Below are 13,054 nucleotides of genomic sequence, written 5' to 3' on the forward strand. Positions count from 1 at the left end.
TGGCCCTGTCCTCAAGCGCCGGACGGGCTCGAAAGACGTCCTCGATCGCCGGACGGGCTTGATTTCCGGCCGGTCCGGCGCGCACCCGGCCCGCCCGGCGCTTGAGGACGGAACCCCGGCGCGGAGGGGCGTGGGCCCTGCGGTGATCCAGCCCGTCCGGCGTTTGAGGACGGAACCCTCGACGAGGTGGCCGTCAACCCTGCGGAGGCGCAGACGGCGGCGGCCGGTGCGGCGGGTGTACCGGGTCCCGGGGGTCGTCCTCCGGATGGGGGGCCTGGGGAGAGGAGCGCGTACGGGGGCCATGCGGGCCGGGCCCCGTGTACGGGTCCGCCTCCGGCTCCGGCCCCGTGTACGGGGCCGCTTCCGGCTCCGGCCCCGCGTTGTACGGGTCCGCCTTCGGCTCCGGTCCCGTGTACGGGTCCGCCTCCGGCTCCGGCCACGGCGACGTCTGCACGGACATCCCCGGCTCCTGCGTCGGCGGCCAGGTGTCCACCTGATCCGCCCCCGGCGCGGTATACGGCTCCACGGGTTCCCGCCCCCGCCGGTTCCGCCGGCCGCGCCGGTCACGCCCACTCATCAGCAGCGCTCCGATCAGCATCAGCAGCCCGCCCGCCAGCGCGTTGGCCACGCCCACCTGCAGCCCCGCTCCGTCCCCGCCCACCACCAGCGAGCCCGCGGCCTGCCCCTGGCGGACCATCCACAGGATCGTGAAGCCCAGCACCACCAGACCCGCGAGGGCGACCACGAGCCGCGAGCGGAGCACCACGCCCACGATCACCAGCAGCGCCGCGGCCAGGAACGGCAGCAGGATCGACACCAGAACACCCGACTCCGTGGCGGTGATCCCCTCGAAGAGGTCCCGCACCCGGTAGTCGCGCCCGACCCGCCCGTCGTACCAGTCGCGGAACGGACTCAGCACGGCGGAGGCCGCCCCCGCCAGGGCGACGAGCGAGCCGAGGAGGTTGCGGATCATCGGCGGCCTCCAGGGCGTCGTCCGGCGCATACGCGGGCATCCCCCGCAGCCGACGCTACGCCCGGGCGATCACCCCCGCCACGCGGACCATGACGGGATCGTGACAGGGTCATGACTTGGATAGGGTGTCGCGCGCGGCATGCTGAGGGTGACGACGTACGCCATCGGCGCGACGTACCGGCAACGAAACTCAAGGGGGGCTGCATCCATGATGCGGCGACAGACGAAGCTCGCGGCGGTCCTGGTCGTGGTGGTGCTCGCGCTCACCGGGTTCTCCACCTCTTCCAGCGGCGGCAAGGGCAAGAGCGGCAAGAGCAGCAGCTCGGGCGGCGGCTGCTCCAGCTCGAAGAAGAGCAACAACGGCTACCGTGACAACGACTTCGACGAAGACTACGGCGACGACTCCTCGTCCTCCGGCTCGTCCGGCTCCTACGCAACCCCGACGCCCACCGCGTCCGACGCCCCCGCCGTCCGGGTGATCCGCTGCGCCGTGCCGCGCAAGGGCAAGCGCAAGGCGGTCACCGCGTCGTTGGTCGAAGTGCGGTCGAACTACCCGGGCACGCAGGCGTACGAGATCGACGTACGGTTCGTCGACGGCCTGGGCAACACCGTGGACACGGCCGAGGCCACCACGATCCTCGACGTCGACGAGGTGGACACCCTCACGGTGCGGATGGAGAGCCCCGGCAAGGTGTCCCGGGTGAAGCGCTGCATCGTGACCGCCGAGGCGGTCTGACGCGGCTCCGGCCGACAGGGGCGGGCAAGGGCGGTCAGCGCCGGGGCCTGGACATCGCCTGGACCCTGGCCGCCGCCTGCGTGGACCACACCGCCCGGACGCAGGGTCGCTCTGCGCGACCGAGCGCTGACGGGCGTCCTGACCAAGGCGCACCAGTCCGGCATCCGGGTGGTGACCAGTTCCATGACGCTCATCGAGGCGTATCACGGCAAGATCCCCATGCCGGCGTGGAACTGGGCGATGGCACGGATCGTCGTCGAACCCGTCACCAAGGAGATCGCCGACGAGGCGATCCGCCTCCTGCGCGAGGCCGGACTGCACGGCCACACGTACGCCATCGACGCCGCGCTCGCCGCCATCGCGAACCGGCAGCAGGGCCGGACGGCGCTGTTCACGTCCGACGTGGACTACATGGGGAAGCTGTGCGGGGCGAGGGTTCAGCTGCGGGGCCTGTAGGCGTCGCCCCTGGACATGCGGGAGGGGCCCGAGCGCTTCCCCTGGCCCGGGCCCCTCACTCTCCCCCTACCGCGACCGCGGCGGCTCCCCCTCGGTGCCACCGCGGCCGCGTCCCCCCGTATCCCCGTCGGGAAGGTCTAGTTGGCGGGCTCGCCCGTGGCGTGGGCGTCGGTGGGCTTCGCTACCGGGGTGGACGTGGCGTGGGCGTCCTGCGGCTTCAGGATGCCGCCGGTCGCGTGGGCGTCCTGAGTGGTGATCTCCTCGCCGGTGGCGTGTGCGTCCAGCGGCTTGAGGTTGTCCTTGTTGGCGGCCATCTGGCTCAACTCCTGATCGTGGTGACGTGATGATCGGGTGGGGCCGCCCGGCTGTTCCCCCGTGGACTGCCGGGCAGGCCCTCCAGGGCCGTTCACCTTAGTGGTGGGCCGCTGCGCCGACCCGTCTGCCCCCCGACGCGACGGATCGATGACTGAAGGGTGCAGTGTGGCGATAAACGATTGATGAACGCCCCTGCGGCGTCAGCCCACGTCTGCCAGGCCCAGCAGTTGACGTACTGCCTCCGCTTCCGGCGACCCCAGCTCGTCGAAGATGGTCAGAGCCTCACGCCAGCAGACCTGGGCCCGGTCGGTCTGGCCTATCACTGCGAGGGCCCGGCCGAGCACGGTCAGGACATTGGCGCGACGCCAGTCCCCGCCGATGCCGCGTAGCACGGCCAGGGACTGTTCCGCGTGGGCTGCCGCCTGTGCCCCCTGTCGCTCGTCCAGGTGAAGCTCGGCCAGGCGGAAGAGCGTCATCCCGTGCCACAGCTGCTGCCGGCTCTCCTGGAATATCTGCAGAGCCTCCAGCAGCACGTTCCGGGCGGGCTCGGTTCGGCCGCTGCCGATCAGCGCCAGCCCGAGTGCGTACTTGCCGTTGGCCAGCCGGAGTGCCAACTCCGAGGCGTCGCTCTCATAGATGGCGATGCCCTCCTCGGCCAATTGAACCGCGCTGGTGGTCCGGCCGGTCGCGAGGTGCACGCGCGAGAGGTTGCACAGGGTGGCGGCCTCGCCGGGCTTGTTGCCGTCGGCCCGGAAAGCGGTCATCGCCTGGGTCAGATGGGCTTCGGCGTCGTCGTGCCGGTTCTCGTAGAGGGCGATGATGCCCATCTGATTGGGAGCCTGCCCCTGGGACACCGCGTCCTGCGCCAGGCGCCCCAGCTCCAGTGCCCGGACCGCCTCGGCCTCGGCCTCGGCGAACCGGCCCGAGACGCTGTGTACATGGGACAGCATCGTCCGTGCCCTGGCCTCCGCCCGCGGCACTCCCGCCGTCTCTGCTGCCTCGCTGACCGCCTTCGCGGCCGTGGCGAACTGATGGGAGTTCGCGCCCGATTCGCCCAGGTCCACCACGGCCATGAGGAGATCGGCGGCCCGCTGCGGCATACCGATGCCTGCCGACTGGCGCGCGCAGGCCAGCAGCGCGCTCGACTCGGTGAAGAGCCAGTCCAGCGCCGCTTCCCGCGCCGGGAAGGAGAGGCCCGGGTGTTCGGTGGGTGTGAAATGGTCGAGTACGCGCTCCCCCGGCCGCTCCAGCGCATAAACCCCCGCGGCCGTCGCCAGGTAGAAGTCCAGCAGCCGCGACAGCGCCAGCTCCCGCTCCACCGGTGACTGTTCGTCCCGTTCCGCGCACGCACGCGCGTAGAGGCGCACCAGGTCGTGGTACCGGTAGCGGCCCGGGGCGGCCGACTCCACCAGGCTCGTGTCGACCAGGGCCTCCAGGAGGTCCTCCGCCACGTGCGGGTCCCGGTCGAGCAGGGCCGCCGCCGCGGCCAGGGAGATGTCGGGGCCGTCCGCGAGGCCCAGGAGGCGGAAGGCGCGGGCCTGGGCCGGTTCCAGCTGCCCGTAGCCGAGTTCGAACGTGGCCTTCACCGCGAGGTCCCCCGCCTGCAGCTCGTCCAGCCGGCGGCGCTCGTCCGCGAGCTTGGCGGCGAGGACCGAGACCGTCCAGGTGCGGCGCGCCGCCAGGCGCGAGGCGGCGATGCGGATGGCCAGGGGGAGGAAGCCGCACGCGGCCACCACGTCCAGCGCCGCCTCGCGCTCCGCGCCGACCCGCTCCGCCCCGACGATCCGGGTGAAGAGCTGGAGCGCCTCCTCGGGCGACATCACGTCCAGGTCCACCAGATGCGCCCCGGCCAGGTCCACCATCCGCACCCGGCTCGTCACCAGCGCCGCGCACCCCGGCGTACCGGGCAGCAGCGGGCGGATCTGGGCGGCGTCGTGGGCGTTGTCGAGGAGGATCAGGATGCGGCGGCCGTCCAGCGTCGAGCGGTAGAGCGCGGCCCGCTCGTCCAGGGTGTCAGGGATTGCCGAGTCCGCCGTGCCGAGCGCCCGCAGGAACGAGCCGAGCACGGTCTCCGGCTCCGCCGCCCGCGCCCCCGCGCCCTGGAGGTCGACGTAGAGCTGCCCGTCCGGGAAGTGCCGCCGCGCCAGGTGGGCGACGTGCACCGCCAGCGTCGTCTTGCCGACGCCGCCGATCCCGGCGACCGCGGAGACGGCCATCACCGAACCCTCGGCGGTGGCCAGCCGGCTGCCCAGCTCGGACACGAACGAGGACCGGCCGGTGAAGTCCGGCACCGTGGCGGGAAGCTGCGCGGGCCGCAGCGGGGCGGGCGCGGGGGCCGGCTCGTCCGCGGGGCGCGCCAGCTCCTCGTCGGCGCGCAGGATCCGCTGCTGGAGCTGGGCCAGTTCGGGCCGGGGGTCGACGCCCAGCTCCTCCGCGAGGAGGCGGCGGGTGTCGGCGTACACCGCGAGGGCCTCGGCCTGCCGGCCGCTGCGGTACAGCGCCACCATCAGCAGCTCGCGCAGCCTCTCCCGCAGCGGGTGCGCGGCGGTGAGCGCGGTCAGCTCGGAGACGGCCTCCGCGTGGCAGCCGACCTCCAGGTCCAGATCCAGCCGGTTCTCGGTGAGCTGGAGCCGCCACTCCTCCAGCCGCGTCCGCTGGTTGTCCGCGTACGGGCCCGGCACCGAGGCCAGCGCCTCACCGTCCCACAGCCCCAGCACCTTGCTGATCAGGGCGCGCGCCTGGGGGCGGTCACCGGCCGCGCGGGCCTTCTCCGCCTCGGCCGCCAGGTCCTGCGCCAGCGTCAGGTCGAGCGCCGCCCGGTCGGTCCGGATCGCGTAACCGCCGGACTCGCTCACCAGGGTGTCCTGGCCCAGGATCTTGCGCAGCCGGGAGGCGTACGTCCGGATCGTGGCCAGCGCCTGCGAGGGCGGGGCCTCGCCCCAGAAAGCGTCGATCAGCTCGCCCGCGGTGGCCGTGCGGCCCTCGCGCAGCAGCAGCGCCGCCAGCAGGGCGCGCTGCTGGGGCGAGCCGGAGGAGAGCAGCTCCGAGCCCCGCCAGGCCCGTACGGGGCCGAGCACGGTGAACCTGAGAGGGGCATCCGGCGTCACCGGTTTCTCCGGAGCACGTTGCTCCGGTACGCGCACGCGTGGCCCGTTGTCACGGTCCATTGATGCCCCCTGTCCTGCTCGCCTGCCGGTCCCGCTCGTCTGCGGATCCTGCCGGTGGTGCCCGCGCCCGCATGTCCGCCCGTGCGTCGAAGTGCGTCGGGCATCCGGGTGGCGCGGAACCGCTGGTATCGCGCTCAACAGTCTGCCTTGTCCCGGGCGGACTCGTCAGCAGTGGGTGACGCTCTGCACAAGCCCTCGACAACGATTCGGGAACCGTGCCACATGCCGTGCCCCCGCCGTGGCGCTGTCAATGCGCGCACGGTAACTGACGCCTAGTCAGGCAGGCGGTACCGTGGAACGCGTCCGCCCTCTGCTTCCCGGCCTTCCCCGGCTCCTGCGGGCAGACGTTCACCGAAGCGAAGGACCGCGAGCCGGGGCTGCTCGGCGTGCGCGCGGTCGGGTTCTCCGGGATACCTCCCCATCTCGGACTTCCGTCCCTACATACGGACGACTGGGATCCGTTCCTCGCAGCCTGTGACGAGATGGGCACCGTGATCGCCATGGACACCGCGGGGTCGGCGAGGCGCAGATGGGCCACCTGGCAGGGGCGTAGGACCTCGGCGTGGGCGTACGTAAGAAGGGAGGGGAGGGGTGCGCCCCCCTCCCCTCCCCTTTATTGCAGGTCAGCCCTTCGTCACCGGCTCCTGCAACTCCGTCACCCACTGCTCGCGGTCCGGCGGGCACTCCAGGTTGACCTCGCGGGCGTAGCCCGTGGAGCGGTAGCCGTGGGCGTCCAGCCAGTGGGCCAGGGTGTGGGTCGTCGACAGGACGTCGTCCATCGCGCCCCGGTGCACGATCGTGGCCGCCTCGAACGGCGGCAGCTCCACCACCCGCGCCCCCGTGTCCCCGACCGGGCCCACCGGGGCCGACACCGTCACCCCGGCGTGCACCGTGATCGCGCCGCCGCCCTCGGGCGCGTCCTCGTAACGCGCGATCCCGGGACCGGCGGGCCGGAGTCCGGCGCCTTCCAGGAGCGGGAAGAGCCGCTCGTACAGCGGGCCGATCACCGGCCCGATGTCCTGCGGTTGATAGCTCGCCGCCGTCCCGGTCAGCTCGGCCACCCGGACCGCCGGAACGGCCCTGATCACAACGTCGTCAGCAGGCATGTGCCCCTCGCTCTCGATCGACCGGAGCCTCGCCTCGACCCGGGCCAGCCGCGCGGAAGCGGCCGCCACCGCCTCCGCCAGCTCCGCCCGGCGCAGCCGCAGCATGCCGCGCAGCTCCTCCGGGCCCACCCGCTCGTCCAGGACCGCCCCCACCTGCTGGAGCGTGAAACCGAGGTCCTTGAGCGCGATGATCCGGTTGAGCCGTGCGAGCTGGGCCGCGCCGTAGAGGCGGTAGCCGGTGGCGGGGTCGGTGCGGTCGGGGGTCAGCAGTCCGATGGCGTCGTAATGGCGCAGCATCCGGGGCGACACCCGCCCGTACCTGGCGAAATCTCCGATGGTGAACATGATGGCTCCACTGCACCCCTTCACACGGGGTGAAGGTCAAGCGTCGTCGGGGCTGCTCTCTCCGGATGCTCCGTCAGCCCTGCCGCTTCGGGTCCAGCAGCTGTTCGCGCAGGGCGGTCAGCTGGTGCGAGGAGCCGACGGCCCGGTCCTCGTCCAGCGTGGCCAGCGCCAGCAGCAGCGCGTCGGCCACCAGCAGCCCGGTCAGGGACTCCGCCGTTATCCCGGTCGGTGTGTGCGGCGCGGTGAGCACCGCCTCGACCCGGTCCGCGTACGCCTCGCCCAGCTCGTCCGTCACCAGGACCACCTTCGCGCCGACCGAGCGGGCCCGCTCCATCAGGACCGACAGCTCTATCAGCCGCCGCCCCGGCTGGAAGATCACCACCGCGTCGCCCTGCCCGAGGGCCAGCAGCTGGTCGGCCAGGGCGAACCCGGTCTCCGATACGGCGCGGGCCCGGCGGCCGATCCGGCCTAGCGCCAGCGCCAGGTGCCGCGCGCCCGGTTCGGAGGCGGCGACCCCGTAGGCGAAGACCTCGCGGGCCTCGGCGAGGACGGCCACCGCCCGTTTCAGGGAGTCCGGGCCGGTCAGCCGGCGGGCCTGGTCGATGCGTTCCTGGGCCTCGTCGAAGACATCGGTCCAGATGGAGTCCAGGTCCTGGCCCACATGCGCGATACGCCGTTTGAGCCGCACCTCGGGAGCGACGGCCGAGGTGAAGTCGTTGGCCAGCTCCCGCTTGAGCGCCGGGAGACCGGCGTAGCCGAGGCGTTGCAGGGCCCGTACGACGGTGGCGTTGCTGGTGGAGCTGGCCGCGCCGAGCTGCTGTGCGCTGGCGAACAGCAACTGCTCGACCGGCGCGCTCACCAGGTACTGGGCCACGGCCCGTTCCGAGGTGGACAGATCGTTCCATTGGTCACGAATGGCGACACGGAGGCGCGTCACTCCGGTCTCGTTCTCTGGAATTTCCATTACAAGCATTGACTTCCGTGTGACCGGCGTTACTGTCCTGGGCAGAACGTTCCAAAGGGAACGCATTCTGAAATCGACGTTACAGGACCGTGCCGGTTTCCGGTTCCCGTTGCCTGTCCGTCGGTCGCCGAAGCGTTCCGTCGCGAGGAGAAGAATGGCACCCCTTCCCACGGAGTCCGCGCCCGTCCCCACGGATTCCGCACCCCCGCCCACGGATTCCGCCGCCCGGGTCCTCCCCGTCATCGAGATCTCCGGTTCCCCGCTGGAGCGCGGCCGGCAGTACGGCGAGGCCGTCCGCCCCCAACTGCACGCCGCCCTCGGCTACTACGAGGAGGCGTTCGGCCGCTCCGCCGGGCTCACCTGGGACCAGGTCACCGCCCGCGCCGCCCGCTGGCTGGAGCCCGTGAGCGCCTACGCCCCCCACCTCGTGGAGGAGATGCGGGGCATCGCCGACGGCGCGGGAACCGGTCTGCTGGACGTCCTCGCGCTGAACGCACGCGGCGAGGTCATCTACGACAAGTCCTTCGCCGAGATCGCCGCCGACGGGCACGGGCAGCGGCCGGCCGAGGAGGAACCCGCCGAGGGCTGCACCTCGTTCGCCGCGTACGGCCCGGCCAGCGGCGACGGCCACGTCTACGCCGGGCAGAACTGGGACTGGCGGGCCGGCGTCGCCGACACCGTCGTCATGATCCGGATCGTCCAGCCGCCCAGGCCGACCCTGATCATGCAGGTGGAGGCCGGACAGATCGGCCGCCAGGGCGCCAACTCCGCCGGGATCGCCTTCAACGCCAACGGCCTCGGCGGCCGGTTCGACGACCGGATCGGGCTGCCCCAGACCGTCGTGCGGCGCACCGTCCTCGACCAGGACAACATCGCCGACGCCCTCGACGTGCTCTGCCGCACCCGGGCCCACATCGCCAGCAACGCCCTGCTCACCTGCCGCGAGGGCTTCGCCATCGACCTGGAGACCACCCCCGCCGGACACGGCTGGATGTATCCCACCGACGGCCTGCTGGTGCACGGCAACCACTACCAGGCGGGCATCCCCGCCCCGCTCGCCGCCGCCGGCTACCGCCCGATGTCCTCCGACTCCCTGGTCCGCGTCCCCCGCGCCGAACAGGGCCTGGCCGCCCTGCGCCACTCCACCGGGCCCGACGAGTCCCGGAAGCTGATCCGCCGGGCGATGTCCGACCACCTCGGCCACCCCGAGTCCCTGTGCACGCACCCCGACCCGCGCCGGCCGGCCGTCGAGCACTGGACCACCCTCGTCTCCTCCCTCGCCGACCTCACCACCGGCGACTACCACGTGACCGCCGGAACCCCCTGCGACCGCGCGTACCAGCACCTTCCCTGGAACCTCTACGACGGCCCGCACGGCGGCCCGGAACCGACAGGAACCCAGCCATGACCCACCGCACGCCCGACACCTTCTGTCCGCCCGCAGCCGGAGGACACGCGGTACCCGCAGCCGGAGGCCACGCGGTACCCGCAGCCGGAGGCCACGCCGCATCCGCCGCCGCTCCCCGCCGCGCCCTGCGCCGGACCGCCCCCGTCGCCGGAGCCGTCGTCGCCGCGCTGCTCGCCGCCGGATGCAGCGGGGCCACCCAGCCCGCCGGCAGCGGCTCCGCCGCCGACGCGGGGCGGCTCACCCTCACCCCGACCACGGCCGCCGCCAAGGGCGAACTGGCCGAAGCCCGCTGGCTCCTGGAGGACGAACCGGACTCCCTCGACCTGGACACCCAGGGCTCCAGCGCCGGCCGGGTCGTCCTCACCAACGTCTGCGAGCGGCTCTACCAGCTCCAGCCGGACATGACGACGAAACCCTTCCTCGCCGAGAGCGTCGAAACCCCCGACGACACCACCCTCGTCCTGAAGCTCCGCTCCGGCGTCACCTTCCACGACGGCACCCCGATGACCGCCGACGACGTGCTCTGGAGCCTTCAGCGGCACGCCGACCCGGACATGGAGCAGGGCGACGAGTTCGGAAACGTCGCCTCCATGAAGAAGACCGGCGACCGGGAGATCACCCTCTCCTTCAAGGCCCCCGACGCCCTCTTCCTCAAGGCGCTCGCCGGCGACGCGGGCATCGTCTGGAACAAGGAGCAGGTCGAGAAGGCGGGCCGGGACTTCGGCACCCCCGGACAGCCCGACGCCTGCACCGGCCCCTACCGGCTGGCGAACTGGAAGTCCGGCGACTCCATCACCATCGAGCGCTACGACGACTACTGGGGCGACCGACCGCTGACGAAACGTGTCACCTTCCGCTGGGCCACCGACAGCGCCCTGGTCAACGCGCTCACCACCGGGGCCGCCGACGGCGCGTACGCCGAATCCCCCAACACCGCCGCCGCCCTCGCCGGAAAGAAGGGCATCACCCAGCACTACGGCCCCTCCACCGCCTCCCTCGTCCTCATCCCCACCGCACGCGGCGGACTGAAGGACCCGGCCGTGCGCCGCGCGCTCTCCCTCGCGCTCGACCGCAAGGGCATCGCCGCCTCCGGCTACGGCGGCATGGTCCAGCCCTGGTCCACCCCGGTCGGCTCCGGCGCCTGGGGGTACGAGAAGCCGGTCTTCGAGGCCGCCGCCCGCGCCGCCGACCCGGTCGCCCCCGCGAGCCCCGACGCCGAGGACATCGCCGCCGCGAAGAAGCTGGTGAAGGACTCCGGCGCCGACGCCGCCACCCCGATCGTCATCGGCACCGACGCCAGCCAGGGCCGCACCGTCGTCGCCAACGCCGTCCGCTCGGCCCTCCAGCGGATCGGGCTCACCGGACAGATCAAGACCGTGCCCACCGCCCAGTTCGAGCAGTTCTACAGCGACCCCGAGGCCCGGAGCGGCATCGACGTCCTGGTCGGCGACTGGTACATCTCCAAGGCCGACCCGATCGGCTTCTACGACAACGCGCTCACCGGCTCCTCCAACAACTGGGTCGGCTTCGCGGACCCCGCCTACGACGCCACGGTCGAGAAGGCGCTCGCCACCCTCGACGACGCCGAGCGCGCCAAGCTCGCCGCCGAGGTCCAGAAGAAGTTCACCGACGCCGCCGTCTGGATCTCCGTCGCCCAGGTCCCCTCCGTCCTCGTCCTCGACGAGAAGCTGACCGGGCCGCCCGCCTCCATGGCGTACCTCTACTACCCCTGGGCCGCCGAACTCGGCACCAAGAAGGGCTGACCCGCGATGCTCGCCCGGATCTCCCGGCGGCTGGCCGGACTGCTGGCCACCCTCCTCGCCGCCTCCTTCGTCATCTTCGCCGCCGTGTACGCGGCCCCCGGCGACCCCGCCGTCTTCCTGGCCGGCGGCCGCGACAAACTCACCCCCGAGAAGCTGGAGCTGGTCCGGGCGCAGTACCACCTCGACGAACCCCTCGTCGTGCAGTACGGCCGCTGGCTCGGCGACTGCCTCCAGTTCGACCTCGGCCGCTCCTTCAAGTACAGCGACCAGGTCGCCGACCTGCTGGTCGCCCGCTTCCCGACCACCCTGGCGCTGGTGGCGTACGCGACCGTCCTCTTCGTCGTCCTCGGCGTCGGCGCGGGCATCCTCGCCGCCGTCCGGCGGGGCACCTGGGTCGACTCGGCCGTGGTCGGCGGTACGACGCTGGCGGCGTCGGTCCCCTCGTTCGTCTCCGCCATCGCGCTCGCCGCCGTCTTCGGCGTCCAGCTCGGCTGGTTCCCCGTCACCGGGGGAGGCGAGGGCTTCGCCGGCACCCTGCACCATCTGACCCTGCCCGCCCTGGCGCTGGCGCTCGGCGCGCTCGCCATCATCAGCCGGGTCACCCGGCAGGCGATGGCCGACGCCGGGGCCGCCGACCACGTGGAGGCCGCCCGCTCCTCCGGCATCCCCGAGCGCGAGATCGTCCGCCGTCACATCCTGCGCAACGCGCTCGGCCCGATCGTCACCATGTGCGGCCTGGTCATGGCCGGGATGCTCGCCGGCACGGTCGTCGTGGAGACGGCGTTCGGCATCAGCGGCATCGGCTCGCTGCTCGTCGGCGCGATCAACACCCACGACTTCCCCGTGGCACAGGCGGTGCTGCTGCTCATGGTCACCGGCTACATCCTGGTCACCACCCTCGTCGACCTGGTCCACCCGCTGCTCGACCCGCGCGTGAAGGAGGCCGCCGTATGACCGCCCCCAGCCTGGCCCCGGCCTCGGCCCCGGCCCTCACCCCGGTGGAGATCCCGGCCGCCCGGCGGCCCTACGGGGCGATCCTCGCGGGCGCGGTCCTCGGCCTGGTGGTGCTCGCCGCCCTCCTCGCCCCGCTGATCGCCCCGTACGCCCCCGACGCCATCGACCTCTCCGCCTCGCTGGCCGGGACCACCGGCGACCACCTCCTGGGCACCGACTCCTCCGGCCAGGACCTGCTGTCACGGGTGCTGTACGGGGCCCGCACCAGCCTCGTCGCCCCGGCGCTCCTGCTCGCCATCGCCGCCGTGCTCGGTATCGCGCTCGGCACCCTGGCGGCCTGGCGCGGCGGCTGGGCCGACACCGTCATCTCCCGGCTCACCGACGTCATGTACGCCTTCCCGGGGCTGCTGTTCACCGTGCTGATCATCGCGGTCTGCGGCACCGGGATGACCACCTCCGTGCTGGCGCTCGGCCTCGCGTACACGCCGACCGTCGCCAAGTACACCCGCTCCGTGGCCCTCTCGGAGCGGCGCAAGCCCTACATCGACGCCTACCGCGTCCAGGGCATGGGCTCCCTGCGGATCTGCGCGTTCCACCTCGTCCCCAACCTCGGCCGCTCCGTCATCGGCTATCTGGTGGTCCTCTTCGGTGAGGCCCTGATGTCCCTGGCCACGCTTTCCTACCTGGGCTTCGGGGCCCAGCCGCCCAGTTCCGACTGGGGGTTGATGGTGCAGGAGGGACAGGCCGCCGTCGTCCAGGGCGCGCTCCTGCCCGCCCTGGTGCCCGGCGTCGCCATCGCCCTGGTGGTCGTCTCCTTCAACGTCGTCGGGGTCCGGGCCGCCGACCGACTCGCCAACGGGAGGTAGC

General features: G+C 72.6%; 11 protein-coding genes and 1 pseudogene. 7 read left to right on the plus strand and 5 right to left on the minus strand.

What is annotated here, in order from left to right:
- Positions 1 to 193: 193 nt before the first annotated feature.
- The gene (locus PSQ21_RS20625) at positions 194 to 973 is read right to left on the minus strand and encodes a procyclic acidic repetitive family protein (RefSeq protein ID WP_274032099.1); all 780 of its coding nucleotides are present in this window, start codon (positions 971 to 973) and stop codon (positions 194 to 196) included.
- Positions 974 to 1,181: 208 nt separating this feature from the next.
- On the opposite strand from PSQ21_RS20625, the gene PSQ21_RS20630 reads away from it, so the two are divergent.
- Together PSQ21_RS20630 and PSQ21_RS20635 are read left to right on the plus strand one after the other, a co-directional pair.
- Positions 1,182 to 1,709 carry a hypothetical protein gene (locus PSQ21_RS20630; RefSeq protein ID WP_274032100.1) on the plus strand — a complete coding sequence of 176 codons (528 nt, stop codon included), beginning with the start codon at positions 1,182 to 1,184 and terminating at the stop codon, positions 1,707 to 1,709.
- Between the two features lie 111 nt (positions 1,710 to 1,820).
- Positions 1,821 to 2,165 carry a hypothetical protein gene (locus PSQ21_RS20635; protein WP_337961705.1) on the plus strand — a complete coding sequence of 115 codons (345 nt, stop codon included), beginning with the start codon at positions 1,821 to 1,823 and terminating at the stop codon, positions 2,163 to 2,165.
- Positions 2,166 to 2,302: 137 nt separating this feature from the next.
- Here PSQ21_RS20635 and PSQ21_RS20640 read toward each other — a convergent pair whose 3' ends face one another.
- Together PSQ21_RS20640 and PSQ21_RS20645 are read right to left on the minus strand one after the other, a co-directional pair.
- Positions 2,303 to 2,479 (minus strand): hypothetical protein, encoded by a 177-nt coding sequence (locus tag PSQ21_RS20640; RefSeq protein ID WP_274032102.1) that lies wholly within the window; start codon positions 2,477 to 2,479, stop codon positions 2,303 to 2,305.
- A 201-nt stretch (positions 2,480 to 2,680) separates the two neighbouring features.
- A complete protein-coding gene (locus tag PSQ21_RS20645; RefSeq protein ID WP_274032103.1) occupies positions 2,681 to 5,647 on the minus strand; it encodes an AfsR/SARP family transcriptional regulator in 2,967 nt (988 codons plus the stop codon).
- 269 nt (positions 5,648 to 5,916) lie between these two features.
- Here PSQ21_RS20645 and PSQ21_RS20650 point away from each other — a divergent pair.
- Positions 5,917 to 6,171 (plus strand): annotated as a pseudogene (locus PSQ21_RS20650) (amidohydrolase family protein); the annotation flags it as partial.
- A gap of 99 nt (positions 6,172 to 6,270) precedes the next feature.
- Here the strand turns inward: PSQ21_RS20650 and PSQ21_RS20655 are convergent.
- Positions 6,271 to 7,098: a MerR family transcriptional regulator gene (locus PSQ21_RS20655; RefSeq protein ID WP_274032104.1), complete on the minus strand. Its 828-nt coding sequence runs from the start codon at positions 7,096 to 7,098 to the stop codon at positions 6,271 to 6,273.
- A 73-nt stretch (positions 7,099 to 7,171) separates the two neighbouring features.
- Positions 7,172 to 8,071: a MurR/RpiR family transcriptional regulator gene (locus PSQ21_RS20660; RefSeq protein WP_397990017.1), complete on the minus strand. Its 900-nt coding sequence runs from the start codon at positions 8,069 to 8,071 to the stop codon at positions 7,172 to 7,174.
- Positions 8,072 to 8,216: 145 nt separating this feature from the next.
- Here PSQ21_RS20660 and PSQ21_RS20665 point away from each other — a divergent pair, with 145 nt between their 5' ends.
- Genes PSQ21_RS20665 through PSQ21_RS20680 form a run of 4 tightly spaced genes read left to right on the plus strand, consistent with a single transcriptional unit; the run spans position 8,217 to position 13,053 of the window.
- Complete coding sequence (locus tag PSQ21_RS20665; RefSeq protein ID WP_274032106.1) at positions 8,217 to 9,470, plus strand: C45 family autoproteolytic acyltransferase/hydolase; 1,254 nt, start codon at positions 8,217 to 8,219, stop codon at positions 9,468 to 9,470.
- On the plus strand, positions 9,467 to 11,233 hold the full coding sequence (locus tag PSQ21_RS20670) for an ABC transporter substrate-binding protein (RefSeq protein ID WP_274032107.1): 1,767 nt from the start codon (positions 9,467 to 9,469) through the stop codon (positions 11,231 to 11,233). Before PSQ21_RS20665 ends, PSQ21_RS20670 begins: the two co-directional genes overlap by 4 nt.
- A 6-nt stretch (positions 11,234 to 11,239) precedes the next feature.
- Positions 11,240 to 12,187: an ABC transporter permease gene (locus PSQ21_RS20675; RefSeq protein WP_274032108.1), complete on the plus strand. Its 948-nt coding sequence runs from the start codon at positions 11,240 to 11,242 to the stop codon at positions 12,185 to 12,187.
- Positions 12,184 to 13,053 (plus strand): ABC transporter permease, encoded by an 870-nt coding sequence (locus PSQ21_RS20680; RefSeq protein WP_274032109.1) that lies wholly within the window; start codon positions 12,184 to 12,186, stop codon positions 13,051 to 13,053. Before PSQ21_RS20675 ends, PSQ21_RS20680 begins: the two co-directional genes overlap by 4 nt.
- Position 13,054 lies beyond the last annotated feature (1 nt).

This window comes from Streptomyces sp. MMBL 11-1 (genome assembly GCF_028622875.1).
In the GTDB taxonomy this organism is placed as follows: Bacteria; Actinomycetota; Actinomycetes; order Streptomycetales; family Streptomycetaceae; genus Streptomyces.

What these genes read in the sequence shown, in the direction of transcription:
- PSQ21_RS20625 (WP_274032099.1), bottom strand. Translation starts at nt 973, where the DNA reads ATGATCCGCAACCTCCTCGGCTCGCTCGTCGCCCTGGCGGGGGCGGCC.
- PSQ21_RS20630 (WP_274032100.1), top strand. Translation starts at nt 1,182, where the DNA reads ATGATGCGGCGACAGACGAAGCTCGCGGCGGTCCTGGTCGTGGTGGTG.
- PSQ21_RS20640 (WP_274032102.1), bottom strand. Translation starts at nt 2,479, where the DNA reads ATGGCCGCCAACAAGGACAACCTCAAGCCGCTGGACGCACACGCCACC.
- PSQ21_RS20645 (WP_274032103.1), bottom strand. Translation starts at nt 5,647, where the DNA reads ATGGACCGTGACAACGGGCCACGCGTGCGCGTACCGGAGCAACGTGCT.
- PSQ21_RS20655 (WP_274032104.1), bottom strand. Translation starts at nt 7,098, where the DNA reads ATGTTCACCATCGGAGATTTCGCCAGGTACGGGCGGGTGTCGCCCCGG.
- PSQ21_RS20660 (WP_397990017.1), bottom strand. Translation starts at nt 8,071, where the DNA reads ATGCTTGTAATGGAAATTCCAGAGAACGAGACCGGAGTGACGCGCCTC.
- PSQ21_RS20665 (WP_274032106.1), top strand. Translation starts at nt 8,217, where the DNA reads ATGGCACCCCTTCCCACGGAGTCCGCGCCCGTCCCCACGGATTCCGCA.
- PSQ21_RS20670 (WP_274032107.1), top strand. Translation starts at nt 9,467, where the DNA reads ATGACCCACCGCACGCCCGACACCTTCTGTCCGCCCGCAGCCGGAGGA.
- PSQ21_RS20675 (WP_274032108.1), top strand. Translation starts at nt 11,240, where the DNA reads ATGCTCGCCCGGATCTCCCGGCGGCTGGCCGGACTGCTGGCCACCCTC.
- PSQ21_RS20680 (WP_274032109.1), top strand. Translation starts at nt 12,184, where the DNA reads ATGACCGCCCCCAGCCTGGCCCCGGCCTCGGCCCCGGCCCTCACCCCG.